The sequence below is a fragment of the Polycyclovorans algicola TG408 genome (assembly GCF_000711245.1).
Taxonomy (GTDB): domain Bacteria; phylum Pseudomonadota; class Gammaproteobacteria; order Nevskiales; family Nevskiaceae; genus Polycyclovorans; species Polycyclovorans algicola.
On sequence record NZ_JOMH01000001.1, the window covers coordinates 2,912,239 to 2,937,418 of the forward strand.

24 protein-coding genes and 1 riboswitch are annotated in these 25,180 nt (G+C 66.5%); of the genes, 3 read left to right on the plus strand and 21 right to left on the minus strand.

The window, feature by feature from the left end:
• Positions 1 to 32 precede the first annotated feature (32 nt).
• The gene (locus U741_RS0113980) at positions 33 to 2,018 is read left to right on the plus strand and encodes a TonB-dependent receptor domain-containing protein (RefSeq protein WP_052378839.1); all 1,986 of its coding nucleotides are present in this window, start codon (positions 33 to 35) and stop codon (positions 2,016 to 2,018) included.
• Positions 2,008 to 2,742, plus strand: a complete 735-nt coding sequence (locus U741_RS0113985) for a DUF4198 domain-containing protein (protein WP_029891072.1) — start codon at positions 2,008 to 2,010, stop codon at positions 2,740 to 2,742. The genes U741_RS0113980 and U741_RS0113985 overlap by 11 nt, the downstream gene beginning before the upstream one ends.
• Before the next feature lie 7 nt (positions 2,743 to 2,749).
• Here the strand turns inward: U741_RS0113985 and cobT are convergent, their stop codons facing one another.
• The 14 genes from cobT to U741_RS0114055 all read right to left on the minus strand — a co-directional run bounded on the left by cobT (position 2,750) and on the right by U741_RS0114055 (position 15,944).
• Positions 2,750 to 3,814: a nicotinate-nucleotide--dimethylbenzimidazole phosphoribosyltransferase gene (gene cobT, locus U741_RS0113990; protein WP_029891073.1), complete on the minus strand. Its 1,065-nt coding sequence runs from the start codon at positions 3,812 to 3,814 to the stop codon at positions 2,750 to 2,752.
• Entirely contained in the window at positions 3,811 to 4,347 is a 537-nt protein-coding gene (gene cobU, locus U741_RS0113995) for a bifunctional adenosylcobinamide kinase/adenosylcobinamide-phosphate guanylyltransferase (RefSeq protein ID WP_029891074.1), read from the minus strand. Before cobU ends, cobT begins: the two co-directional genes overlap by 4 nt.
• The gene (locus U741_RS0114000; RefSeq protein ID WP_029891075.1) at positions 4,344 to 5,810 is read right to left on the minus strand and encodes a cobyric acid synthase; all 1,467 of its coding nucleotides are present in this window, start codon (positions 5,808 to 5,810) and stop codon (positions 4,344 to 4,346) included. Before U741_RS0114000 ends, cobU begins: the two co-directional genes overlap by 4 nt.
• Positions 5,811 to 5,958: 148 nt before the next feature.
• On the minus strand, positions 5,959 to 6,957 hold the full coding sequence (gene cobD, locus U741_RS0114005) for a threonine-phosphate decarboxylase CobD (RefSeq protein ID WP_029891076.1): 999 nt from the start codon (positions 6,955 to 6,957) through the stop codon (positions 5,959 to 5,961).
• Positions 6,950 to 7,834, minus strand: coding sequence for a CobD/CbiB family cobalamin biosynthesis protein (locus tag U741_RS0114010; protein WP_200872735.1), 885 nt, complete (start codon positions 7,832 to 7,834; stop codon positions 6,950 to 6,952). Before U741_RS0114010 ends, cobD begins: the two co-directional genes overlap by 8 nt.
• 11 nt (positions 7,835 to 7,845) lie before the next feature.
• Positions 7,846 to 8,649, minus strand: coding sequence for a cobalamin-binding protein (locus U741_RS0114015; RefSeq protein ID WP_152551711.1), 804 nt, complete (start codon positions 8,647 to 8,649; stop codon positions 7,846 to 7,848).
• A gap of 5 nt (positions 8,650 to 8,654) precedes the next feature.
• Positions 8,655 to 9,308 carry a 5,6-dimethylbenzimidazole synthase gene (bluB, locus tag U741_RS0114020; protein WP_029891079.1) on the minus strand — a complete coding sequence of 218 codons (654 nt, stop codon included), beginning with the start codon at positions 9,306 to 9,308 and terminating at the stop codon, positions 8,655 to 8,657.
• A complete protein-coding gene (locus U741_RS0114025; protein ID WP_029891080.1) occupies positions 9,305 to 10,597 on the minus strand; it encodes a cobyrinic acid a,c-diamide synthase CobB in 1,293 nt (430 codons plus the stop codon). Before U741_RS0114025 ends, bluB begins: the two co-directional genes overlap by 4 nt.
• Entirely contained in the window at positions 10,594 to 11,214 is a 621-nt protein-coding gene (gene cobO, locus U741_RS0114030; protein ID WP_029891081.1) for a cob(I)yrinic acid a,c-diamide adenosyltransferase, read from the minus strand. The genes U741_RS0114025 and cobO overlap by 4 nt, the downstream gene beginning before the upstream one ends.
• Positions 11,211 to 11,786: a hypothetical protein gene (locus tag U741_RS0114035; protein WP_043110640.1), complete on the minus strand. Its 576-nt coding sequence runs from the start codon at positions 11,784 to 11,786 to the stop codon at positions 11,211 to 11,213. Before U741_RS0114035 ends, cobO begins: the two co-directional genes overlap by 4 nt.
• Positions 11,787 to 11,830: 44 nt before the next feature.
• Entirely contained in the window at positions 11,831 to 13,666 is a 1,836-nt protein-coding gene (btuB, locus tag U741_RS0114040; protein WP_052379032.1) for a TonB-dependent vitamin B12 receptor, read from the minus strand.
• 130 nt (positions 13,667 to 13,796) lie between these two features.
• A riboswitch (cobalamin riboswitch) is annotated at positions 13,797 to 14,031 on the minus strand.
• 52 nt (positions 14,032 to 14,083) lie between these two features.
• Positions 14,084 to 14,662 (minus strand): histidine phosphatase family protein, encoded by a 579-nt coding sequence (locus U741_RS0114045; RefSeq protein ID WP_029891084.1) that lies wholly within the window; start codon positions 14,660 to 14,662, stop codon positions 14,084 to 14,086.
• Complete coding sequence (locus U741_RS0114050) at positions 14,662 to 15,453, minus strand: adenosylcobinamide-GDP ribazoletransferase (RefSeq protein ID WP_029891085.1); 792 nt, start codon at positions 15,451 to 15,453, stop codon at positions 14,662 to 14,664. Before U741_RS0114050 ends, U741_RS0114045 begins: the two co-directional genes overlap by 1 nt.
• Positions 15,454 to 15,479: 26 nt before the next feature.
• Positions 15,480 to 15,944, minus strand: a complete 465-nt coding sequence (locus U741_RS0114055) for a transcriptional repressor (protein ID WP_029891086.1) — start codon at positions 15,942 to 15,944, stop codon at positions 15,480 to 15,482.
• A 62-nt stretch (positions 15,945 to 16,006) separates the two neighbouring features.
• Here U741_RS0114055 and hisI point away from each other — a divergent pair, with 62 nt between their 5' ends.
• Positions 16,007 to 16,483 (plus strand): phosphoribosyl-AMP cyclohydrolase, encoded by a 477-nt coding sequence (gene hisI / locus U741_RS0114060; protein WP_029891087.1) that lies wholly within the window; start codon positions 16,007 to 16,009, stop codon positions 16,481 to 16,483.
• A 42-nt stretch (positions 16,484 to 16,525) separates the two neighbouring features.
• Here hisI and U741_RS0114065 read toward each other — a convergent pair whose 3' ends face one another.
• The 7 genes from U741_RS0114065 to U741_RS18615 are packed head-to-tail and all read right to left on the minus strand — an operon-like array spanning position 16,526 to position 25,098.
• Positions 16,526 to 17,785 (minus strand): lipopolysaccharide biosynthesis protein, encoded by a 1,260-nt coding sequence (locus U741_RS0114065; protein ID WP_029891088.1) that lies wholly within the window; start codon positions 17,783 to 17,785, stop codon positions 16,526 to 16,528.
• 38 nt (positions 17,786 to 17,823) lie between these two features.
• Positions 17,824 to 18,768, minus strand: coding sequence for a glycosyltransferase family 2 protein (locus U741_RS0114070; RefSeq protein WP_084154888.1), 945 nt, complete (start codon positions 18,766 to 18,768; stop codon positions 17,824 to 17,826).
• A complete protein-coding gene (locus tag U741_RS0114075) occupies positions 18,746 to 20,131 on the minus strand; it encodes an O-antigen ligase family protein (RefSeq protein ID WP_029891090.1) in 1,386 nt (461 codons plus the stop codon). The genes U741_RS0114070 and U741_RS0114075 overlap by 23 nt, the downstream gene beginning before the upstream one ends.
• 4 nt (positions 20,132 to 20,135) lie before the next feature.
• On the minus strand, positions 20,136 to 21,326 hold the full coding sequence (locus U741_RS0114080) for a glycosyltransferase family 2 protein (RefSeq protein WP_029891091.1): 1,191 nt from the start codon (positions 21,324 to 21,326) through the stop codon (positions 20,136 to 20,138).
• 15 nt (positions 21,327 to 21,341) lie between these two features.
• Entirely contained in the window at positions 21,342 to 22,244 is a 903-nt protein-coding gene (locus tag U741_RS0114085; protein WP_161776235.1) for a CpsD/CapB family tyrosine-protein kinase, read from the minus strand.
• 5 nt (positions 22,245 to 22,249) lie between these two features.
• Positions 22,250 to 23,668 (minus strand): Wzz/FepE/Etk N-terminal domain-containing protein, encoded by a 1,419-nt coding sequence (locus U741_RS0114090; RefSeq protein WP_029891093.1) that lies wholly within the window; start codon positions 23,666 to 23,668, stop codon positions 22,250 to 22,252.
• On the minus strand, positions 23,668 to 25,098 hold the full coding sequence (locus U741_RS18615; RefSeq protein WP_084154890.1) for an SLBB domain-containing protein: 1,431 nt from the start codon (positions 25,096 to 25,098) through the stop codon (positions 23,668 to 23,670). Before U741_RS18615 ends, U741_RS0114090 begins: the two co-directional genes overlap by 1 nt.
• Positions 25,099 to 25,180 lie beyond the last annotated feature (82 nt).

The window sequence follows — 25,180 nt, forward strand, 5'->3', positions numbered from 1 at the left end:
TGGCGTAAAACGACCAACCCTCAGGAAAACCCATGATCAAACGTGTCGCCATGACGCTGTCGGGCTGCTGCTTCGCGAGCGCAGCCTTGGCGCACGAGCCGGGCGTCGTGCTGCCGGATCTCACCGTGTCGGCGGGCCGCGTCGAGCAGGTGCAAGGGCAAACCATCGCACCAATTTCGGTCATCGACCGAGAGACGCTCGACCAGCGCCAGGCACGCAGCCTCGACGACGTGCTGCAGGAAATTCCCGGCGTGACCGCTTCATCCGGGCCGCGCCGCGACGCTCTGCAGCCGACCCTGCGCGGCCTGAGCGACGGCCGCGTGGTGGTGCGCATCGACGGCGCCCGTCAAAACCTGCAAATCAACCACCGGGGTCAGACCTTCTTCGACCCGGCGCTGTTGCAGCGCGTTGAAGTGCTGCGCGGTCCCGCGTCAACGCTCTACGGCAGCGGCGCCATCGGCGGCGTGGTCGACCTGCGCACGCTCGATGCCGACGCGCTGCTGGCCTCCGGTGCCGTGCACGGTGGACGCGTGTTCAGCGGCTATCAGAGCAATGCTGACGAACGCGTGCTGGGCGCCACCCTCGCCACCCGGCAACGTGGCTTCGGACTGCTCGGCAGCCTCAGCACGGCCCAGGCCAACGACTATCAGGATGGCAACGGCGAGCGCATCGCCTTCTCCGGCAGCGACAGTGAAAGCGCACTGCTGAAGGCGACGTGGGCCGCCGGTGAGGCCAGCAACTTTTCGGCGAGCTACCTGAGCTTTGACGACGAAAGCCTCAGCAGGGTCACCGCCGACCGGCCGCGCGGAGACGTCATCGTGCGGGACATCCAGCAGCGCACCGGCAGCCTGCGCTACACCTTTCAGCCCCTGGGTTCAGCACTGTGGGACCTCGACGTGAGTGCGTATCGAACCACCGTCGACATGGACGAGCAGCCCGAAGACCCCACCCGCCCCAGCATCGTCAACGAACTTCAAACCACCGGACTCGATCTTTTCAACACCAGCCGCGCCGTCACCGGGCCGATGGCGCATCAGCTCACCTACGGCATCGAGCTGTACCGCGACGAACAGGTGGGGCTCGAAAACGGCCAGCCACGACCGCAGTTCGAGAACGCCGAGCAAGCGGTGATGGGCGCGTTCATCCAGGACCGCATCGCCTTGATTGAACGCGCCGCGCTGACCGTTGGCGCGCGCGTTGATCGCATCAAGCTCAGCGCCGAGCGACAGGGCCTTGAATCCATTCGTTACACCGAAGTCTCGCCGCAGGCGACCCTGAGTGTGGTGCTCACCGACCGACTCGACGCTTATCTGAGCTACGCCGAAGCCTTCCGCGCACCATCGCTACGCGAGTTGTACGTGGGCGGACAGCACTTCCCCGGCAACACCTTTGTGCCCAACCCTGACCTCGACCCCGAGCGCGCCCACAATCTTGAGGCCGGGCTGCTGTGGTCGCGCAGCGGCGTGTGGAACACCGCCGACCGTGTGCACGGCCAGCTCAGTGTTTACCGCAACGACATCGACGATTTCATCGAACAGATCGTGCGTGGTGACGGCGACCCGGCGATGCCCAACACCACGCGCTTCGAGAACGTCACCGAAGCACGCCTCGAAGGCATCGAGCTGGAACTGCGCTATGACCATCCGCGCTACCGCGCGGCACTGATCGGCTCACGGGTGCGCGGAGACGACCGCACCCAGGGCGATCCGCTGGCCGCCATCCCCGCCGACGAGATCACCTTGTTGGCCGCGTGGCGCGCCGTCGAGGGCATGGAGATCGGCGGCCGTGGTCGCCATGCCGCCACCCAGGACCGCTTGCCGCTCACCACCGACCCCGACGCCGCCGGCGTGGCACCGTCGCACGCCGTTGCCGACCTGTTCGCCAGTTGGCAACTCGGCAGCGCGCTGCGGCTGGATGCCCGCATCGACAATCTTTTCGACCGGCAGTACCGTCGCGCGGTGAATCTGGTGCCCAACCCCGGACGCAACCTGAGGCTGCAAATCGGCTATGACTTCTAAACGTTTTGCGCGCCGGCTGCTCACTGCCGGACTGCTGACCGCCTGCGCACCGGCGCTTGCACACTTTCCATGGATTGCCGCCGACATGGACGCGGTTGACGCGCCGTTCATCGAAGTGCATTTCGGCCATGGCCCCGGTGATGCCGCACCCTTGCCGGCCGGGCGTCTCGATACCGTGACCAGCTTCGACGCCGGCGGCGCCACGCAGACGCTGACGCCCGACGACCCGGCGCAGACCCGCTTCACCCTCGCACCTGACGCCGTGGCGGTCGCGGTCATCCAGCAACCCGGTTACTGGAGCCCAAAAGCCGGGGGCGGTGGCGAGCGGCGCCCGCGCAGTGAGGTGCCCGATGCGGAAAGCTGCGTCTACTCGCGCAACAGCCTGAAAGCGCTGTTGGACTTTTCGGCGGCTGCAACCGGCGATGACCTGGGCCACCCGCTGGAAATCAGGCTGGACCCCCACTCGCAGGAAGGCGACACGCTACAGCTCAGGGTGCGCTTTCTCGATGCGCCCTACACCGGCCGCCTGAGCCTGATCGGCGTCGCGCCGGAAGCGCGCCCCGCTCTATTCGATGGCGATGACCAGGGCCGCTTCACCGTGCCACGGCCAGACGCCGGTCGGTGGATGCTCTACGCCCGCGCCACCACGCCCTACCCCGACCCGGCGCGCTGTGACGAGAACGGTTACAACGCCACGCTGGTACTCGACATTCCGAAGCGCTAGACACCGCTCAGGGTTGTCTCTCGTCCGATGCCGAGACGCCCGCCGTTGCGAACGTCGCCATCTCGCGATGCAGCGCACACGCGAGGCGCAGCAGCGGCACCGCCAGCGCCGCGCCGCTGGCTTCCCCCAGGCGCAGATCAAGATCGAGTAGCGGTTGGGCGTTGAGCGCCGCAAGCACGGATTGGTGCCCGGCTTCAGCCGAGCGGTGGGCAAAGATCAAAGCGGTGGCCACCCGTGGATTGACCCGCACCGCCAGCAGTGCCGCGACGCTGACGATGAAGCCGTCGACCAACACCGGCAAACCGCGCTGAGCGCAGGTCACGATCGCGCCGACCAGTGCGGCGATCTCGAAACCGCCGAGACAGCGCAGTAACGCCAGCGGCGTCTTCGCCCCGGCGTGCAGCGCCAGCGCACGCTCGATGACCCTCACCTTGTGTTGCAGCCGCACGTCGTCAATGCCGGTGCCGCGCCCGGTCAGCGTGGCCGGCGCGGCGCCGAGCAGCGCGCAGGCCAGTGCCGTGGCCGCCGTGGTATTGCCAATGCCCATCTCACCGCCAATCCACAGGTCAGCGCCCTGCGCCACCGCGCGCACGACCGCTTCGCGTCCGGCGCGCAATGCGAGTCCAAGCTGTTCGTCCGTCATCGCCGCCGTCCGCGACAGGTTCGCTGTGCCCGGCGCGATGGAGTGGCGCACGACGCCCGCCGTGCGGGTGGACGGGACGACGGTGCCGAGATCAATCACTTCAAGGCTCGCGCCCAACTGTCGCGCCAGCACGCTGATGGCCGCGCCACCGGCGGCAAAGTTGTCGATCATCTGCGCGGTAACGGCCTGTGGAAACGCCGACACCCCCTCGGCCGCCACCCCGTGATCGGCCGCGAAGATGCTGATGTGCACCGTATCGACACGTGGCCTCTCGCGACGCTGCATCGCCGCCAGACGCACCGCCAGCCCTTCAAGCCTGCCCAGCGATCCGGGCGGCTTGGTGAGCTGCGCCTGATGCTGCAGTGCGCGCTCGGCGATGGCCTCGTCGGGCAACCTGACGGGCCGGTTCAACCAGTCAGGATCGTTCATTCGCGCACCGGCTTGAGCACGTGTGGCAGACCTGCAACGGTGAGAATCACCGTGTCGCAGCGCTCGGCAAGCCGCTGATGCAGCGTGCCGGCGGCATCGACAAACCGCCGCGTCAGTTCACCCATCGGCACCACGCCCAGACCGGTCTCATTGCTGACGAAAATCACCTGCCCCGGCAACGATGGCAGTTGTGCGACCAGCGCCTCGCACTCCGATTCAAGTTGCCCTGCATCGTCGGCGCAGAGCAGATTCGTCAGCCACAAGGTCAAGCAATCGACCAAAACGCAACGAGCCGGCGCGCAATGATTTTGTAGTTGCGCGGCTAGCCGCAGCGGCGCCTCGACCGTGGTCCAGTGCGGCGGGCGTTGTTGCTGATGGGCGGCAATGCGCGCGTCCATTTCGGCATCGTCGCTGCGCGTTGCCGTGGCGATGTAGGTCACCGGCAGGCCGGACTCGATGGCGAGACGCTCGGCGAGACGACTCTTGCCCGAGCGCACGCCGCCCAGAATCAGGGTGCTGCTTGCATCGCTCATACGGTTTCCATCTCCAACATTTTCAGGATTCGAGAAAGGTCAAGATGTTGCTCGACGCTGTCGGCCAGCCGTTCCAGCGAGGCCTCGCGGTGGGCGTCCAGATCGAAGCCTTGCACGTCACGCAGGCCGGCCCAGTGCAGTAGCGCAGCGAGCGCTTCGGGCGCATCGAACACGCCGTGCAGATAGGTGGCGACAATCTGTCCGTCGGTGGACTGCGCGCCATCCGGGCGGTCACCGCAGCGCACGGCAGGGTGCATCAGCGCCGGGCCCTGGCTCACCCCGGCGTGGATTTCGTAGCCCCGCACCAGGACCGGCTTACCCAGCAGCAGCTCGCCCTGCACGTTGCGCAACTGCTTGTCGGCGGCCAACTCGGTGCTCAGGTCCAGCAGCCCAAAGCCGTCGCTGCACCCGGCATCGCCCTCCAGCCCCAGCGGGTCGGCGATGGTGCGCCCCAGCATCTGCATGCCGCCGCAAATGCCCATCAGCTTGCCGCCGTAGCGCAGATGCCGGTCCAAATAGTCGGCCCACCCGCGTTCGCGTAAAAACGCCAGGTCGGCACGCACGGACTTGGACCCCGGCAGCACCACCAGGTCCGCCGCTGGCGGCACATCGCCCGGTCCGACCCAGATCAGGTCGACCTGCGGGTGCGCGGCGAGTGCGTCGAAATCGGTGTGGTTGCTGATGCGCGGCAGCACCGGAACGACCACGCGCAGCGAGGCCTGCGGCTTGTCCCTGGCGTCGCGGCGAATCGCGTCTTCGGCATCGAGTTGCAGGCCCTTCAGGTACGGCAGCACGCCCAGCACCGGCTTGCCGGTCCGGTCTTCCAGCCAGCGCAGACCGGGTTCCAGCATGGCAATGTCGCCGCGAAAACGGTTGATGACGAAGCCCTTGACCCGGGCCTGCTCACGGGTGCTGAGCAATTCCAGGGTGCCGACCAGGTGGGCGAACACACCGCCACGGTCGATGTCGGCAATCAGAATCACCGGACAGTCCACCGCTTCGGCAAAGCCCATGTTGGCGATGTCGCGATCACGCAGGTTGATCTCGGCGGGCGAGCCCGCGCCCTCGACGATCACTGCGTCGTAGGCAGCAATCAGTCGCGCGTGCGAGGCCAGCACCGCCTCCATCGCCACCGTCTTGTAGTCGTAATACGCGCGCGCATCCATCGACGTCACGGCCTTGCCGTGAATGATCACTTGTGCGCCGATGTCGGTATTGGGTTTCAGCAGCACCGGGTTCATGTCGGTGGTCGGCGCCACGCCCGCCGCCTGCGCCTGCAGCGCTTGAGCGCGGCCAATCTCACCGCCGTCGGCCGTCACCGCCGAATTCAGCGCCATGTTCTGCGGCTTGAACGGCGCCACCCGCACGCCACGCCGCATCAGCACCCGGCACAGCGCGGCCACCAAGGTCGACTTGCCGGCGTCCGAGGTGGTGCCCTGCACCATGAGGGTTTTGGCGGTCATGCGGACTAAAAGCCTTCAACACAGAGGCACAGAGGGAAAAGAGAGGACACAGAGGAAAGTATTCGAAAAAGGCATATCCCTTTGGCTTTTCTCTGCGTCCTTTGCTTCATCTTTATCCTCTGTGCCTCTGTGTTGAAAGCGCTGTTATTCACGACACACGCGCTTCGAGGTTCGCCAGCGCCGCCTGCAAACGCTGTCGCTGCGCCGCATCACCCGGCAGGCCCAACCGCAGCCGCCCCGGTGCCGCGAAGGCCCGCACCAGAATGCCCTGCCGCGCCAGCGCGGCGTGGAGCAGTGGCGCATCAGCCGTCTCAATCTGCTGGAACAAGGCACAGCCGCCGGTTGGCGCCAAGTCGGCCGAACGCAGGCCGGTGGCGAGGTCGGCACTTGCGGCACTCAGACGCTGAATCTGCCGTTGCTGCCAAACGTGATCTTGCAGCGCGCGGGCTGCCACTTCGCGTGCCGGGCCGGCCAGCGGCCATGGGCCCAGCCGCTCCCGCAGTGCGTGGCGCAGTGCAGGTTCACACAGTGCGAAGCCCACCCGTGCACCCGCCAGCCCGAAGAACTTGCCCAGCGAGCGCAGCACCATCAGGCCTGGCCGGTCACTGCAGCGCGCCACGCTGGCAGCGGGCGTGGCGTCGATGAACGCTTCGTCCACCACCAGCCAGCCGCCGCGTGTGGCCAGCCGCGCGTGCCAGTCCAGCAGTTGATCAGGCGCAAAAACCTGCCCATCCGGATTGTTGGGGTTGCACATCAGCAGCACGTCCAGCGATTCGATCTGCGTGTCGATGGCAGTCGCCGCCAGCGCCAGCACGCTGTGACCGGCGCGCCGCCAGGCCTCGGCATGTTCGTTGTAGCTGGGTGACAGCACGCCCACGCGGCAGGCGGCGCGCAGGGTCGGCAAAGCCTGGATCGCCGCCTGTGAACCCGCCACTGGCAGCGCCTCGGCGCCGAAATAGTCGGCGGCCGCAACGGCCAAACCATCGTCATCTTCGGGCAGTCGCAGCCAACTGGCAGGCGACGGCACAAAGCCGGATTCGCCAAGCCACGACCACGGACTGATGCCGGTGGACAGGTCCAGCCAATCGGCCAGTGGAATGCCGTGTTCGTGTGCGGCGCGGCGCAGGCGGCCGCCGTGTTCAAGCATGCGACCACCCCCAACCCAGCACCGCGACCGCCGCCACCCACAGCAGCACGCCGCGACGCACCAGCCGCAGGGCACGTTCAATGTCGGCGACGGCGGGCGTCGCGCCACAGCCCAGCGGCGGGCGCTGATGCCACACCCCTTCGTAACGCGCCGCGCCGCCCAACTGCACCTGCAATGCGCCCGCACCCGCCGCCATCACCGGTCCGGCATTCGGGCTGTCCCAGGTCGGGGCTTGCGTGCGCCAGCAGTGCAGCGCGCTGCGGGTGTGGCCGAGTGCCGCATAGGTGAGTGCGGTCAGCCGCGCGGCGGGCCAGTTCATCGCATCATCCAGCTTGGCCGCTGCCCAGCCGAAGTGCTCGAAGCGGTCGTTGCGATAGCCCCACATGGCATCCAGCGTGTTCACCAGCCGAAACGCCAGCGCGCCCGCGCCACCGGCCATCGCAAACCAGAACAGGGCGCCGAACACGCCGTCATTGCCGTTTTCCAGCACCGATTCGATGGCGGCAGGCGCGGGGTCGATGGCGGCGGAATCACGGCTGACGATGCGCGCCGTCAGGTCTTGCGCCCGCGCCATGTCACCCGCCGCCAGCGCGGCGGCAATCGGCCGGGCGTGATCGTGCAGGCTGCGATGACCCAGCGCGAAGTACAGCAGCGCCACGTGAAGGGCTGCGCTGGCCAGCGGCGGCAACAGGATCAGCGCCCAGGCCGCGAACAGCGTGGGTGGCAGCACAAGAATCGCCACGCCCACGACGCCGGGCCAACGTCGCGGCGCGTAGAGGCGGTGCTCTAGCGCGCGCACGACACGCCCGAAGGCCACCAGCGGATGTCCGCGACGCGGCTCGCCGAGCAGCCAGTCAACCGCAACGGCAAGGGCCATCAGCAGCGCCGTCATGTCACGGGCAAACGCGCGCAGGCGGCGATCAGCGCATGCAGTTGCCGCAGGCCGTCGCCAAGCGCAGCCGGGCCAGGCTGGAGAATGTCGCAGGATTTGATCTCGTAAAGGTGGCCGTTGCGCACGGCGGGAATCGCGTCCCAGCCGGGGCGTGCCGCCACCTTGTCGGCACTGAATTTCTTGCCACACCAGGAGCCAATGATCAGCTCGGGCGCGCGCCGAACCACCTCTGCGGGGTCGGCGATGATGCGGTCTTTGGCGGCTGACTCGGCCGCCAGCTCGGCGAAACAGTCATCGCCCCCGGCGATGTCGATGAGTTCCGATACCCAGCGAATGGCGGAAATCATCGGCTCGTCCCACTCCTCGAAGTACACCCGCGGCCGGTGGGTCCAGCGGCGGGCCGTGGCGACCACCTGATCAATGCCGCGCTGCAACTCGTCGATCAGCGCCTGCGTGCGGGCCGGCGCATCGACCATGGCGCCGAGCATGCGAATGAACTCAAAAATCTCCGCGACGCTGCGCTGGTTGAAGACGTGTACCGGAATGCCGGCACGGATCAGGTCAGCGGCGATGTCGGCCTGCAAATCAGAAAACCCCAGCACCAAGTCGGGCTTCAGGTCACGAATGCGGTTGATCTTGGCGCTGGTGAAGGCCGACACCTTGGGCTTTTCCTTGCGCGCCTGCGGCGGCCGAACGGTGAACCCCGAGATGCCGACGATGCGGTCCTGCTCGCCCAGCAAATACAGCGTCTCGGTGGTTTCTTCAGTAAGGCAGACGATGCGCTGCGGGCCGCGCGGCAGGCTGATCATGGCCCGCTCCAGCGGTTGCGATGCACGAAGTCGCTCAGTGGTCGCGGCTGCCGCCAGCCGTCGATTTCAAGCTGCGGCTGGTCGTGGAAGTCGGCGGTGGCGCCGACGCAGAGCACCGCGATGGGCCCGAGGTCTTCGGGCAGCGCCAGCAGCGTGGCCAGCGCCTGCGGATCGAACATCGACACCCAGCCGACACCCACGCCCTCGGCACGCGCCGCCAGCCACAGGTTCTGGATGGCACAGGCGGCCGAGGCCAGTGACATCTGCGGCAAGGTGCGGCGGCCAAAAATTTCTTGGGTGCCGCCATCGCGTACCGCCACCACCAGCAACTCGGCGCATTCGCGCACACCCTCGACCTTGAGGCGCAGGAATTCGTCTTCGCGCGCGCCCAGTGCTTCGGCGGTGCGGCAGCGCTCGACCTCGACCAGGTGGTGAATCTGCTGGCGCAGCGCCGCGTCGCTGATGTGGATGAACGCCCACGGCTGGCTGAGCCCGACGCTGGGTGCGGCGTGGGCGGCCGCCAACAGGCGTTGCAGCACCTCGGGCGCCAACGGCTCATTGATGAAATGCCGCACGTCGCGCCGCGTGTCGATGGCGCGATAAACCGCCGCGCGGGCCGCGTCATCAAAGCGGTGGGCCTTCACGCTCACGGCAAGAACAACCGCGCCGTCGCCACCGGATTGGACGCAAAGTAGGCATGAAAGTACGAGGCGGTCAGCGCACCAACGCGGTACACCGGCTCGGCGGTGGGGCCGCCGTTGGGGTTGCGGCCACGGCTGATCGGCGTCAGCGACGTGTCGCTTTTCGAGTAATGAAAACTGTGGCCGCGCAACTCGCCGTCGGGTGTGTCGATGGCCTGCATGCCCAGCGCCTGAAAGCGCGGCTGCATGGCGGTGTGGCCGGGCAGCAGCCCCACCATCGGCCAGCTCTGGCCGTCTTTTGTTGTCAGGGTTTCAAACAGCCCCATCATGCCGCCGCACTCTGCGAGCATCGGTTTGCCGGCAGTGTGGTGGGCGCGCAATGCGGCCTGCATCGCGGTGTTGGCCGACAGGGTTTCGGCGTGCAGTTCGGGGTAGCCGCCGGGCAGATAAACCGCATCGGCCTCGGGCAATACGGTGTCGCTGAGCGGCGAAAAGTCCACCAGGGTTGCGCCCAGTGCCTGCAAGGTGTCGCGGTTGGCGGGGTAGCAGAAGGCGTGTGCCGCATCGCGGGCAATGGCGATGCGCTGGCCGGCGAGTAGCGGCGGGATGGGCGCCGGGTCGGTCACGTCGAACGTGCTCAGCGGAATCGCTGAAAAGTTGACGGCATCGCCCAGCGCCTCGGCCGCAGCATTGATGCGCGCGTCGATGTCGGCCAGCTCATCGGCCTGCACCAAACCCAGGTGCCGCTCCGGCAACGCAACCTCGGCACTGCGCGGCAGGGCGCCCAGCCAGTGCAGCGGCGGCCGCAGGCTTTGCGCCAACATCTCGGCGTGACGCAGGCTGCCAACACGGTTGGCGACGACGCCATGAAACGGCAGGTCGTCCTGATACCGCGACAGCCCCAGCGCCAGCGCGCCAAAGGTTTGTGCCATCGCCGAGCCGTCCACCACGGCGAGGATGGGCACACCAAAGCGGCGCGCCAGATCGGCACTCGACGGGCTGCCGTCATACAGCCCCATGACGCCTTCGATGAGGATCAGGTCGTGCGTGCTGGCGGCCTCATGCAACAGCCGCTGACACCCGGCCTCGCCCACCATCCACAGGTCGAGCTGATACACCGGCCCGCCGCTGGCGCGCGCCAGCAGCATGGGGTCGATGAAGTCGGGGCCGGTCTTGAACACCCGCACCTTGAGGCCCTGCTGCCGCGCGCGACGCGCCAGCGCCGCGGTCACGGTGGTCTTGCCCTGCCCCGAGGCGGGCGCCGAAATCAGCAGTGCGCGGCAGCGTGCCTGGCTCATAGCTCCACCCCTTTTTGGGCGCGGATGCCCTGCTGGAACGCATGCTTGACCACGGTCATTTCGGTGACGGTGTCGGCGGCCTCGATCACCTCTGGCGGTGCTGCGCGGCCGGTGACGACGGCGTGCTGCATCGCCGGCCGGTTGCGCAGGTCGGCGACCACCTGCGCCACGTCCAGATAGCGGTGCTTGAGCGCGATGTTCAGCTCGTCCAGCACCACCAGTTCATAGGTGGCATCGGTCAACATCCGCCGGGCGATGGCCCAGGCAGCCGTGGCGGCGCGCACGTCGCGTTCGCGGTCCTGCGTTTCCCAGGTATAGCCCTCGCCCATGACGTGGTAGTCCACCTCGGGAAAGCGCCGATAAAAGGCTTCTTCACCGGTGGAAAACTTGCCTTTGATGAATTGCACCACGCCCACTTTCATGCCGTGGCCCAGCGCCCGCGCCACCATGCCGAAGGCCGACGAGCTTTTGCCCTTGCCGTTGCCGGTGAGCACCAGCAGCACGCCGCGTTCGGTGTCGGCGGCGGCAATCTTGTTGTCGATGACGCCCTTCTTGCGCTGCATGCGCAGGCGGTGGCGTTCATCACGGGCGGCATCTTCGTTGGGGATTTCGCTCATGGGGTTTGAGGCTCGGTCGTGGCGCGGCGCAGCCGCAGGCCGACGCCGTAGATCAACGCAGCCACGCCAACATAAAGCGACAGGTTACTGAAGTAGCGCGGCAGGTATTCGGCGATGCGCGGCAGGAAACCCAGCAGGGTCGGATCAACCTCGCGCCCCGAGAAAAAGTAAAAGCCGCCGCCGGAAAACAGGTAGCAGACACCGGCACCAACGCCGACGCTGAACGCCAGTGGCAACACCGTGAACAACTGGTCGCGATGCTGGCGGGCGTACCACTGACCGGCCCACCACAACGACCCGTAGGCGGGAACCAGCGCGGCGTAGGCCGGGGTGAAGCAATGGTCACTCACGCCGGCCCAGCCGACGGCGGTGACATCAAGTGTAAAGGCCAGCGCAAACAGCGCGGCAAACGTCCAGACGGGCCGGACCAGCACACCGGCCAGGAAGAACACCGCCCACGACGCACTGGGCAGCGCGTCAAGGCTGGCGAAATGCTGGCCCCGGGTGAGCATCATCAGTGCAGCCAGCGAGGCGAGCAGCGCCCATTGGGTAGCGGGGCGCAGGTTCAGCAAGGGATTGGCGATTGCATTCATGTCGGGCTCCAGTGATTGAGGCTTCAGACTTGGTTGGGGGTAAAGCGCACGGTGGCCATCACCGAGGCGCCATAGTTGGCGTAGGTGGCGGCGGTTTCGTAGTCCTTGTCGAGCACGTTGCGGCCTTCGAGTTGCAACAGCCATTGCGGCAACGCCTGCCAGCCAAAACGCAGGTTCAGCGTCGCGTAGCCCGGCAGCGGCGTGGTGTTGGCAATGTTGTCAAAGCCGTCGGAGGCCCCGTAGACGCTCAGTCCGGCGCTGAAGGCGCGGATGTCGTAGTCCACATCCAGCCGGGCGCTCTGCTCGCGGCGGCGCGGCAGGGTGTTGCTGCGGTTGGCGCCGTCGCCGTCGTTCTCGGGTTGCAGCCAGGTGAGATAGCTTTGCAGACGCAGGTCACCGAACCGGGTGCCGAGTTGCGCCTCGACGCCGCGAATCAGCGCACGGTCGATGTTGTTGGGCGCTTCCAGATCGGAGTCAAAGGCGATCAGGTCGTCAATCTGCGTGCGAAAGACGTTCACCGCCCAGCGATAAGCGGCGTGGTTGCCTTGGAGCGACAGCTCAACATTCTCGGCCTCTTCCGGCTTCAGATCGGGGCTGCCGAAGTTGGGGAAGTACAGTTCGTTGAAGGTGGGTGCCTTGAAGGCCGTGCCGTATGAAGCGACCGCCCGAATGCCGCCGGCGAACCCGTAGCCGTGAGAGACCCCGCCGGTGGTGTTGCGACCGAACTGCTGGTTTTCGTCTTCACGCAGGCTCAGTTGCAGGTCATGTGCGCCAACGCTGCCCTGATACACGGCGAACAGGCCCGTGTTGTCGCGACGATTTTCGGCGTAGGCGGTGGTGCCGCTGATTTGGTCGTTCTGGTAGTCAACGCCCACGGTTACGCCGTGCCCCGCGGCCAACGCGACATCGTTCTGCCACGACAGCGTGTCGCGCCGGGTCTTGAAGCGACTGACGAACGCGCCGTCGAGCAGGTTGTCGGCGTCATCGGTGCTCTGGCCGCCACTGAGCGCCACCGTCCAACGGGGCAGCGGGGCAAAGCGGCCGCTCAGACCGATCACCTGATTGACCGTGTCGGTTTCGTTTTGCGAGGCGCCGTCGAAGTCATTCTCGCCCTCGGCGCGCAGCAGATTGACCGAGACCTCGGCGCCGTTGTCGAACAGGTGTCCGGCGCTCAAGGAGCCCGCCAGTTGCCGGTAGCCGTCGCGGTCCGGTTCGTTGAGGCTGGGGCGCACGTCGATACCGTCGGTGGTGCGGGCGTTCAGGCCGGCGCTGAACCAGGTGTTGCCATCACCGCCGCGCAATCCAGCCTCGATGCGGCCATCGCCACGCGAACCGCCGCCGAGGGCGAACGAAGGCGTCACCACCCCGCTACGCGATCCGCGACGGGTGAAGATCTGGATCACCCCGCCAATCGCCTCCGAGCCATAGAGACTGGAGCGCGGCCCGCGGACGATCTCGATACGGTCGATCTGGTCGACGGGAATTTGCTCGAACGGCGTGCTGCCGGAAGTGGCCGAGCCGACCTTGATGCCGTCAACCAGCACCAGCACATGGTCGGATTCCGTGCCGCGCACGAACAGCGAGGTCGACTTGCCCGGCCCGCCATTGGTGGCGAAGTTAATGCCCGGCAGGCCGGTCAACACGTCGAGCACATCCTGCGACTGCAGGCGCTCAAGGTCGTCGCGGGTGATCACGGACACCGGCGCCAGCGTGTCGGTCAGCGCCTCCGAGTTGCGTGATGCGGTGACAATCACATCGCCCATTGCGGGCGGCACGGATCGTGATTCAGACGCGGCAGCCACACATGACATCGCGCCGGCCATCAAGGTCAGCGCCCATTTTTTAAGAAAGGATTTCACGAACATCTCCTGAAGCGTCGCCCCACGCGACGTAAATCGAAGTGGAGATGGCGCTTTAGAAGACAGGTGACGAACGCAACGGGGCACGGCAGACAAACGTGGCCTGTCACGTCCGGCCTCGCCCACCGCGCGCCATCGGATGCTTCAGGCCGGTCTCCGGACTTACGAGCTGGGCGTTTGAGAACCCTGAATGCGGCGCCTTCCCATGTTCGAAAACACAGTGGCGTGAAGCCGCATTCAACTCGCTTACCGTTGCGGGGGCAGTGCCGGAATGATTGATTCGCCTTGGCGAATCAGCGCACCGGCTTCCCGTTTAATCCCGGACAACTTGCGTTGGCCGAGACACCTGAAGCGGCGCGACTTTACGGCGAGCCGTGACAAAACTGCAAATGCAGCGCCGCCGATTCGGGCAGAAAATCAGGGCTGATCAGGCGCAACCTGCCAGCGACCATCGGCGGTTCGCGCAAGCGCGAGAAGACCGCCCGGCGGGCACGACCCGTCCAGCCACTGCGCCTGCGGCAGGCCCAGCAAATGGCCGCGCAGCACCCGCAGCGGACCGCCGTGGGTGACGATCAACATCTGCACCACGGATGCCTGATTCGCCTGCTGTAGCGCATCGTCCAATGCGGCCAGCACCCGGTTGCGCAGGTCGTTGGCGCACTCGCCGCCCGGCATTCGATAGCCCCAGGGTGATGCCGCCCAGGCATCGATTTGTGCGCGGTCGATGTCGTCCCAGGCGCGCAACTCCCAATCGCCAAAATTGATTTCCTTGAGCCGGTCGTCAAGCACGACAGGCGCGCCCGGCACAAGTGCGGTTGCCAGTGCCTCGCAGCGCCGCAGCGGGCTGCTGATGACCCGGGTGGGAACAGCGCCGATGGCCGTACGCAGCGCGGCCAACTCGGTCGGTGTCGGCGGTCGGGCGGCGACGTCGCTGGCCCCGTAGCAGATACCCGGCGGCAACTGCACCGGCAGGTGCCGCAGCAGCAACAGACGCATTAGACCCAGGCCGCGCAGAGCACCAGATAGGTCGCGATTTCGGCGACCTGCTGGGTGGCCCCCAGCGCGTCCCCGGTATAGCCGCTGATGCGGCGGCGACAGTATTTTGCCGCCAACCAAGCCACGGCCAGCAGCGTGAGCATGACCGCCACGCCTTGCAGCAGCGTCAATGGCGACCCGACCCACGCGAGCAGCAGCGGCAGCCCCGCGATGGCGCAACCGATGCGCCACTCGGTGCTGCTGATGCCTTCGGCCACAGGCTTGGCCTTGGTCGCGCCCTCGATGCGCGCGTAGGGCAACCAGACCATCACGCTCAGCGCGCTGGCACGTGAGCCGGCATGAGCGATGACCAGCGCCAGCGCGGCGAGTCCGAGATTCAGCTCGGCCAGCGCCAGCAGCGCGCAGAACTTGATTAGCAGCGCCAGTCCCAGCGCCAGTGCGCCGTAGGTGCCGATGCGCGAATCCTGCATGATCGCCAGCACGCGCTTGGGCTCGAAGCCACCTCCAAAACCGTCGGCCGAGTCCGCCAGGCCGTCTTCGTGGAACGCGCCAGTGAGCAGAATCGTCACCAGCATCGACAGGCTGACGGCCACCATCGGGGTCCACAGCGCGGCGCCCAACAACAGGCTGATGGCACCGACAGCGCCCACCAGGACGCCCACCAGCGGGAAGTAACGCGCCGCACGATTCAGTTCGTCCGGCGACCAGCCCACCCATTCGGGAATCGGAACACGGGTGAAATAGCCGAGCGCAATGAAGGCGCGTCGCAGTTCACGCTGGGTGTCGGACATCGCGGCGTGCCCTGTCCGGTCAGACGTCACGCAGGATCGCGGCACTCGCCGCAATGGCCGTGCAATTCGACAACCGGTCGGCTCACCTTGAAGCCATGCGCTTCGGCGCCCTGCTCCAGCCGCGTGGCGATGGTGTGATCGTCAAGCTCAACGGTCTGACCGCAGCGCTCACAGACCAGATACACGCCGTGGTGGGCGTGGCCGATGTGCATGCACGGCAGATAGGCATGCGTGGATTCCAGCCGATGAATAAAGCCCTGCGCCATCAGAAAGTCCAGCGCACGATAGACGGTGGGTGGGGCCAGACGGCGGTTCAGCCGGGTTTCCAGGGTGGCCATCAGGTCATAGGCCGAACGCGGGCCCGGCTCGGCCAGCATCAGTTCAAAGACTTCGCGGCGCATGGGCGTGAACCGCGCGCCACGTTTGCGACACAGCGCGTCGGCCTGTTCGAGGGTGGCCTCGGCGGAGTGGGAATCGGTCGTCGCCTTCATGGTTTGATGGTATTACACTTGCGCCCCCGCGCCGCCCGGCGCCGAGTGTTGAATGAAGGGCCATGAGTAACGACGTACGATTTTTTTCGCGACTGACCATCGAACAGGTGGAAGAAGGCCACGAGTTGGCCCCCAAGTTCGATGCCGACGGCCTGCTGCCCTGCGTCACCACGGCACACGGCACGGGCGAAGTGCTGATGCTCGGCTACATGAACGCCGAAGCGCTGAAAAAAACCATTCTCACCGGCGAAGCGCACTACTGGTCGCGCAGCCGCAAGGTGCTCTGGCACAAGGGCGCCACCAGCGGTCTGGTGCAAAAGGTCGAAGAACTGCGCATCGACGACGACCAGGACGCCATCTGGTTGCGCGTGTCAGTCAACGGCGATGCCTCTTGCCACGTCGGGTATCGGTCGTGCTTTTACCGCTCGATTCCGATGGGCGAAGGACCGGACGAACGCACGCTACAGTACGAAGAGTCTGAAAAATCCTTCGACCCGAAAGTCGTCTACGGCGACGCGCCGAATCCGACCATTCTGTGAGTCACCTGCGGCACTGAACCACCCGCCTGCACGGCGGCTTTTTCATGTCTGCACGGGCGCCGGTGGCCCGAGCACGCCGCTGCGGCGCAGGTGGGTCAGGTAACCGACCATCAGCACCATGCCGGTGACCTCGCCGGCAATCAGCCCGAGAATGCCGCCGACGGCGCCGAACTGCAGCATCGCCAGCGCGCCGGAAGTGAGCGACACGCTGGCGGTGATCGCCTCCAGGGCCGAAAGCGCCTTGAAGCGTTCGACCACCATCGCCGCACGCGAGATCGTCGAACGCACCACGCCCAGCGCAAAGCACGCAGACCATGCCGCAATCAGCGCGCCCTGCTCGTCAAATTCGCGGCCAAGTATCGTGCCCATGATCCAGTCCTGCAGCACCCACAGCAGCGCCACGTAGGTCAGGGTGACGCCGAGCAATCCGGCGGCGATCGCCGACAGCCGCTGCAAGACCACGGCGCCGCCCAGGGTCGGGAACCAGCTCGCCGCCATGGGGAGCAACAGTTGCCCGACACCGGTGGCGAGAAGATTGATCGGCATCAGCAGCAGCCGCGTGGCCGCCACGGCAGCGACAGCACGCACGTCGAGCAATGCCACCATGACGAAGTAAAAACCCTGCACGAACGACCAGTTGATCATCGAACCCAGCAGCGCCCAACGGCCCAGCGGCCACAACTGGGCCAGCCGGTTGACCGGTTCATCCGGTGCCCAGCCGAAGCGTTCACCGACCACCGCCCTCGCCCGCCATCCGCCGGCCCACGCGGCCAGCGCCAGTCCCAGCAGCACCCAGGGCGCGGCTTGCCCGCCCGCCAGCAGCGCGGCGGCAGCAGCGGCCATCACCGCGACCAGGGCGTAAACGCTGTCGCTGCGCAGTACGTCAATGGGCGCGCGCCCCAGGTACAGCACGGCACGCAAGTGTTCACGTCGAATCGCGGCGGCCGCCGCGAGGATCAGCGCGGCCGCCAGCCACACGTCGTCCCAACGCTGCAGCACCACGCCGGGCACCAGCACTGCGCCCAGCATCACCACACCGCCAACTTGCCAGCAGAGCCGCGCCAACTGGGTCGCGACACGACTGAAGAGTTGCCTGCGCTCGTCCAGTGGCCATTTGCCGCCGAGCACGGCTTGGGGGCCGAACACCGCCGAATTGGGCACGGCGATTGCGAGCGCCAGCACCGTGTAGGCGAGCACGTAGCGGCCGTAATCTTCTTCGGTCGTAAAGCGGATCAGCACCAGGCCAATGATCAGGTTGCAGGCCGACAACACCGCCTGGGTGACAATCGCACTACCGAACAATCGCGTGTTGCCGAGTGCCGCCTGGAGCCTTGCGCCCCTCACTTGGCAGCGGGCTTTTTCTGGTATTCGAGGATGCGGCCGCGACCCAGCAGCACGTCGAACTTGCCCAGCTGCGCGGCGACCTTGCGGCGCCAGGCAAAGGTCTGTGGCGGCGCGGCGCCGGTCAGCCGAAGCGCGGTGTATCCCAGAACGGCGATGAGCCATTTAGCCGCTGCGTCGAGCCCTAAACGTAGCCGGGTCGATGCACTGACCGGGCCATAGACCCCATCCAGAACCTGAAGCGCATAGTCCTGCGCGCCGCGCCGACTCCGGGTCAAAAACCACGTCTGCTGCATACGCTCGGGGCCCAGTCGCTCAATGGCCGGCGCTTCGGCACACCAGACAAAGTGCGCGCCATTGCGCCGCAGGGCGTTGAAAAGGTCGGCATCTTCGCCGCCCGAGAGGCCATAACCGGGATCAAACGGCCCGTCACGTCCGGTCAGCACCGCCTTGCGAATCAGCACATTGCCGCTGAACAACATGTTGGCCGGCATCACCGTGCCGCTGGTCAGGGGCGCGTAGCCATGCAGACTGCCACCGTCGCGGGGCATCCAGGCCGGCGCATCGTCCGGGATCTGCTGTTCAACCGGGCCGAACACGCCGTCGGCGCTGCTGCGGGCAGCCTGTGCAGCCTTTTGTGCCAGCCAATCGGGCGCCACACGCTCGTCATCGTCAAGCAAGCCGATCCAGTCGCCCGTCGCACGGTGGATCCCGCGGTTCCGTGCCAGTGAGATGTTCTGCTCGGGTTCGATCTGGTGGATCAACGCAAAGGGCACCTTGTCCATCGCGGCCTCGACGGTCGCCCGTCCACTGCCGCCAGCGTCGTTGTCGGTGATGACCACTTCGGACAAGGTCGGCTCACCTTGCAGCGCGGCAAGGTCTTCGAGCAGCTGCCCCAAGGTCTGGGGCCGGTGAAAGGTGTTAACGCAAACCGAAACGCGCATGGGCAGACCGGGCGGCAGGAGGTGAAGGCTCGGATTGCAGTGGCAATCCCTGCCGATACGGGACAAAGCGCGCTTCGAGCAGTCGCCGCCCCAGTGCCATCATTGCCAGCGTGGTCACGAAAAACTCGGCGGTCACGGGTCTCAGGATAAAGCTTTCCATCAGGTTGGAAATGATCTGAATCAGCAGCAACGCCGCATTGAGCGCAAACAGACCACGGTCAATTCTTGCCACCCTGATGATCATCCACCCGTAAAAAAGGTAGGCGCCGATCATCAGCATCACCCCGCCCAGACCCAGCGAGATGGCCATGTCGATATAGCCGTTGTGCGCCGAGCTGATCGAGAAGCGCAGCGCACGCTCCATGGCCGCCGACGGCCCGTCCGGCTCATCGAGCCAGAAAGCCTCGAAGCCAATCCCCAGCCACGGTCGCGCCATGATTTCGTCGAGCGCCAGTGCCCAGATCAGGGTGCGGCTCGACAGGGTGACATCCTTGCCAAACGCATCGGCGACCGGTGTCATCAGGTCGGTGTAACCGGGAAAGCCCAGCAGCAGCAGCAACGCGTAGACCAGCGCCACCAAAATCACCGTGGCGACCAGATAAACCCGCAGGTCACGCAGCGCGCGCGGTGTCATCAGCGCCGCCGTCATCAGCGCCGCCGCCAGCACGAACATGATCAGACTGGTGGAGCTGCGCGACAGCAGCGTTGCGGACAGGCCCAGCACCACACCGAACGCCGCGGCACGCCATGTCAGTTGTCGCGTCAGCCCGCCGTGCAGCCAGAACAGGGCGGTGAAGGTGCCCAGCAACCCGTAGTTGTTCTTGTGTGTGGTGATGCCGCGCCATGCGCCTTGCAGTTCGTACAACGACGACTGGTGAATGCCATTGGCCGGCGCCACGATCACCCAGGCAATGCTCAGCAGCACACAACCTGCCAGCGCCCAGCGCGTCACCTGGGTAAAGCGCTCCGGCGTCCAACTGGCCAGCTGAAAGGCCAGCGCAATCATCACCACGCCGACCACCTTGATCACCCGCCGTAAGGTCACCGCAGGGTCGTGCGACCAGAGCACGCTGGCTGAGGCAAAGACAATGAGCAGCAGAAACACCCAGTTGAGGTGCGGCAGCAGCGCGAGCGCCAGCCGCAGGCGACGCAGCACGATCCAGCCTGCCACGGCAAAGAACGGCAGCCACTGGACGCGCGAGATGAGGCCCGACTCGCGCGACTCGGTGATGCCCAGCTCGTCAGAGCGGGCAAAGTTGAAGCCGTCCGGCACGATGCTGAGCAGCACCGCCGCGAAAACCAGCACGGTCAACGTCCAGTAATAAGCGCGGTCTTCGACCCACTGGACCGGGGCTTGCGTCATCCGGCTACTCCCGCTCGGTGCGGACCCACTCGGTCAGCACCCGTTTGCGCCGCAGCCGCAGCAACAGTGACCACGCCACGTAAACCGGCGCGAAGGCGAGCACCTGCAGCCCGCCCAAGCCCAGCCCGCTGAGCCAAACGCCGCGCAGCACGTGGGCGATCAATGACAACCACGCGGCCAGTGCCAACCATGGCAGCCATGTGCCCAGCGGCACGATCAGCCCGCTGACCAGCAACGCCAGGGACCACAGTAAAAGCGCCGCCACCACCGTGGACAACGGCGGAATCAGCACCTCCAAAGCCAGATCGAAACGCTCCAGCGCCGGAGTGCCGAGCGCTTCGCGAATCAGCGGCCAGCCGTAGGTGCGGCGCATGCTGGCGCGGCCGCCGTCCCAGCGGTCACGCTGCGACACGGCGCGGTCGGTCTGACTGACCATTTCGGCGGCGATGCTCGCCTCATCGGCGTAGGCAATGCCGATGTCGGCACGGACCAGCGCGATGCCGTACTCAAGGTCCTCAGCAATGGAGAAGGCCTGGTACGGCACCGTGCGCAGCGCCTCCATTGAAAATCCCATGCCGTTGCCATTGAGCTTGGTCGACAAACCCAGACGCGCCCGCGCCCGGCCACGCAGTCGATGAAAAATGGCCAATGCAATCGTCATGAGCCGCGTGCGCCAACCCGCCTGCGGGTTGCGAACCCCGTAGAACACCTGCACCGCGCCCCAGCGCCCCGGCTTGTTGAGGTGCGCCACCACAGCGGTCACCAGGTTGTTGCTGACGACGCTGTCGGCGTCAACGACGATCACCGCTTCAGCCCACCCCTCATCAATCAATGTCGAGAACGCCAGCGCCAAGGCGTAGCCCTTGCCGCGTCGGTGGGTGTCGTTGCGCTCAATCACCCGCGCACCGGCACTGCGGGCACGTTCAGCGGTGTCGTCGCCGCAGTTGTCAGCCAGCACCAGAATCTGCAGTGACTCGGCCGGCCAGTCGCAACCCTGCAAGCTCTGCACCGTGGCAACAATGCCGGCCGCCTCGTCGTGCGCTGGCACCACGAACACGACGCGGCTGGCGCGCTGCGCCGGGCTCAACACCGGCGGTGCCGTACGGACCGACAGCAGGGTGAGCAACCCCAGGTAATAGGCCGCGACCAGCACCGGAAGCCCGGCGATCAGCAGTAATCCGTCGAGCCAGTTCATTTTGGGTCGGGACGGTCAGAGCCGCCGAGTGCGCCGTGGACGGGTGGTCTTGGCAAAGTCTTGCAACACACTGCCCACGACCCGCCCGTTGGCGGCGTGCAGGCGTGACAACGCCGATTGCGCCGCCGACAAGCGGCACTGATGCCGGTGGACGACCAGCAAGACATTGCGCACTGCGGCGACGACCGCCAGGGCATCGGGACAGGCCTCTATGGCAGGTGTGTCGATCACCACGTGGCGATAGCGCCTTGAATAGCCCTGCATCAGCTCGCGGAACTCGGGCTGCGAGAGGCGCTCAAGCGGTTTGCTGCGATCCTGCCCGGCGGTCAGCAATGACAAGTGCGGCAATCCGTCCACCGTCAGCATCTGCCCGGGCCCGGACTGGGTCAGTGCCTCGGCCAGCCCCGGGGCATCCGGGACCTCAAACAACCGCTGCTGACGCGGTGTGCGCAGGTCGGCATCAATCAGCAGGGTGGGCGCATCAAGCTGGGCGAGGCTGGCCGCCAACTCGGCCGCGAGCAGACTGCGACCCTCACCCCTCTGCGCCGAGCACACGGCCACGACGTTGGTGAAACCGTCATTGCGCGGCAGGCGTTCGAGCTGCATCAGCAGTGCCGTGCGCAGGCTGCGAATCGCCTCGGCGTGGGCCGTAAACGGGTCGTGCAGCGCCTTGAGCTCGATGCGGGGGCGTGCCTGCGGCAACGTCTTGATGGCGTGCGTGGCGCTGCGCGCGGCCTCGATATCGGCCGGGCTCGCCAGCTTGAGATTCAGCACCGCGTCGACAAAGCCAACGCCGCTGCGGCGCTGCTCTTCGATGACCCTCAGAAAGTCGTCTTCGGTGAGCCCACAGGTGCGAATCAGGTACGCGGCAATCCGCGACAGTTCGTCTCGGTTGGCGGAGGCGGTTTGAGAGGCCATCGCCGTCATCGCGCCGGCCCTGCTTCCAGCAATACGTCAATGCCCAACTCGCGTTCGACGTCTTCGCGCGAGCGCACCCGGCGGTCCATCAGTTCAACGGCCAGCGCCGCGAGCAAGCCGAGAAACCCGCCGACCAGCGCGCCCAGCACGAGGTTGACGCGGATCAGCGGCTTGAAGTGCGTGAGCGGCGGCGTTGCCTCGCCCACCAGGCGGGCGTTGGCGTAGTTGCTGTTGGACACCAGCATGACGTTCTCAGAATTGCGCAGTGCCGCATCGTAAAGCTGCCGCGCGGTCTGGAGCTCGCGCTGGTAGCGCGCCCCCTCGTCCGACAGGCTGCGGGTCTGCAATACGGTGCTGCGCTGCTGCGCCATCTCGGCTCTGACTTGCGCCAACGCCCGATTGGCCGCGTCGGCATTGGCTCGCAGGCCATCAAGGTGGCGACCGATTTCGGCGTCGAGCGCGCCGCGGATGGCGGCCACCTCAGATTCCAGCGCACGCCGCGTCGGATGCTGTGACCCCAGTCGTGTGCTGGCATTGGTCAGCTCGGCCTGGCGCTGCGAAAGCTGGGTTTTCAGAGATTCGATGGTGCTGGAGCCGAGCACGCCATCGTCAGTCTGCCCGGCACTGTTGCGCGCCGCCTCAAGCCGCAACCGGGCACGACGGGCCTCGGCCTCGGCCTCGCTGAGGCGCTGGTTGAGGTCGGTGAGGCGATCCCCTTCGACGTCGAGCTGGTGATCAAGGTCAATCAACCCACTTTCTTGCCGATAGTCGGCCAGCGCCTGTTGGGCCTCGTCGACCCGCTGGCGCAGCCGGTCAATTTCGCTGCTGAACCGCTCGGCACTGCGGCGCGCCGGCTCGGTGGTCGCCGACAGATGCTGGGCCAGAAAAACCTCGGCAATGAGATTGGGCACGCGCGCGGCCATCATCCGGTCATCCGACTCGTAGGTGATGCTTACCAGCCGCGTGTCACCCTCGCGGCCAATCGACAGCGACTTGCGCATGTCGGCAACCATGAAGGCGATCAGGCTTTCATCATCGGCATCCGGCACTTTGGCGCGCAGCGGAGCCACACGCTCGGCATCGCTGAGCCAGCCGAGCTGCCGCACCACCTCGGCCAGCACTCGGCCGGCGCCCACGGCGTCGACCTGGGTCGACATGTAGCTTTCGGCCAGATTCGGCGACAGGTCGCGCTGCAGCAGCGGGTCGTACACGTCAAAGTCCATCTGTAGGACGGCGGTCGCGCGGTATTGCTTGGTCATCGAAAAACTGACCAGCGCCGACAGCAGCAACACCGCAGCCCCGACGGCAACCGCCAAACCGAACCGGGCGCGCAGCACCGAGATCAACTGCGAGAGGCTCATGCCGCGCGGCACCAGTTCCGACGGCAATATGGGGGCCGGCTGCGTTTGCAGGGCGCCGGCCATCAGAACAAGCGCTCGCGGATGTAGATGACATCGTCCGGCTGCACGACGTCGGCCAGCGACACCGATTGGGTGATCACCCGACCATCAGGCTGCTGGCGCTGGACCTCAATCCGCTTGCGCGAGCCGCGCTCGTTGGCCCCGCCACCGAGCGCCAGCGCCTGCATCACGGTCATGCCGGGCTTGAGGGGATAGGCATTGGGCGAACGCACTTCGCCATAGATATAAAACAGCGCTGCTTCGGGGACCAGGACCGTGTCGCCGGGCTGCAACATCAGACGCTCGGCGCCTTGTGTTTCGTTGCCCGCCAGCAAGCTCGTCAAGTCAATCTCGCGACGCTGCATCCCGCCCTGTGCGTCGCTGCGCAGTACGGCAACCCGCTGATCACCGGTTTCGGCAATGCCGCCCGCCAGCGCCAGTGCATCGAGCACGCTCATCTGCGTGGGCGCTGCAAAGCGACCCGGTTGTCGTACTTCGCCCAGCACCGAAATCATCAGGTTGCGCGACTCCAACACCCGGACCTGCACCTGCGGCGACACCAGGTAATCGCCCTCGGCGTAAGCCGCAGCAATGCGCTCAGCGGCGGCGGCGGCCGTCAAGCCCTGTACGGCAACCGCGCCCACCAGCGGCAGATTGACGTCACCGCTGGTGGCCACATCAACCTCCTGGCTCAGGTCGGGCTCGCCCACCACCGTCACCGACAGCACGTCGGCGACACCGATCACAAACTCGCCCGTGTCCGCCAGAGCGGCGGCGGGCAGACGCTGCGTGACGACGTTCGGCTCTCGGCTTGGCGCACGCGCTTGCTGCGGGTTGAAGTCGGGCGGTGGCGCCATCGCCGACAGCCCCTGGGACCGCCGCGGCGTGGCGACCGTGGCCGTTGCGACGCCTGCCGGTCGCTGCGCCGTCAATGCTGACGATGGCCGCTCAACGGGCGCGAACGTTGGCGCAGCAGCCGGAGTGGCAGGCCGCGCCGGCGGCGGCGCGGATCGCGGGTTCTGCGTCGCGAGCGCCGCCTTTGCCGAAGGGGCGCGCTGCATCGACTGTTGCATCAAGTAAGGCATGCGACGGTCACCCGCCGGCGCGGATGGCTCGTCGGGCAGCGGCGGGGCTGGAAGACGCCCGGCCGGCACCGCCCCCGGCGGCGCCGCCGCGTAACCCGAGGGCACCGATGACACCGATGATTCCAGCCGCTGAAGGCGGGGGGGCGCCACGTACGATCGTGAGTCTTGGTAGTGGCCGCCCACCGGCACCGCGTGCTCTTGATAGATGCGCGTCAACGGCGGCCCCTGCGGCACAGCAGCCGCGTCCACCGGCCCATTGGGCTGCGGCAAATAGCGTTGCGCCGATGACGGCCCGGCGCAGGCCAGCAAGGCGAGCACCGTCGCCAGCATCATCGGGTAAGACCGGGTGGAAAAGAGGTCAGGGCACATGTTGAAGCGTCAGAGAGACCGCGCGGCGCCCGGTGGAGCGAACGATTTGATGATACGCGGTCCACCCACTGCGCCGAAGGCC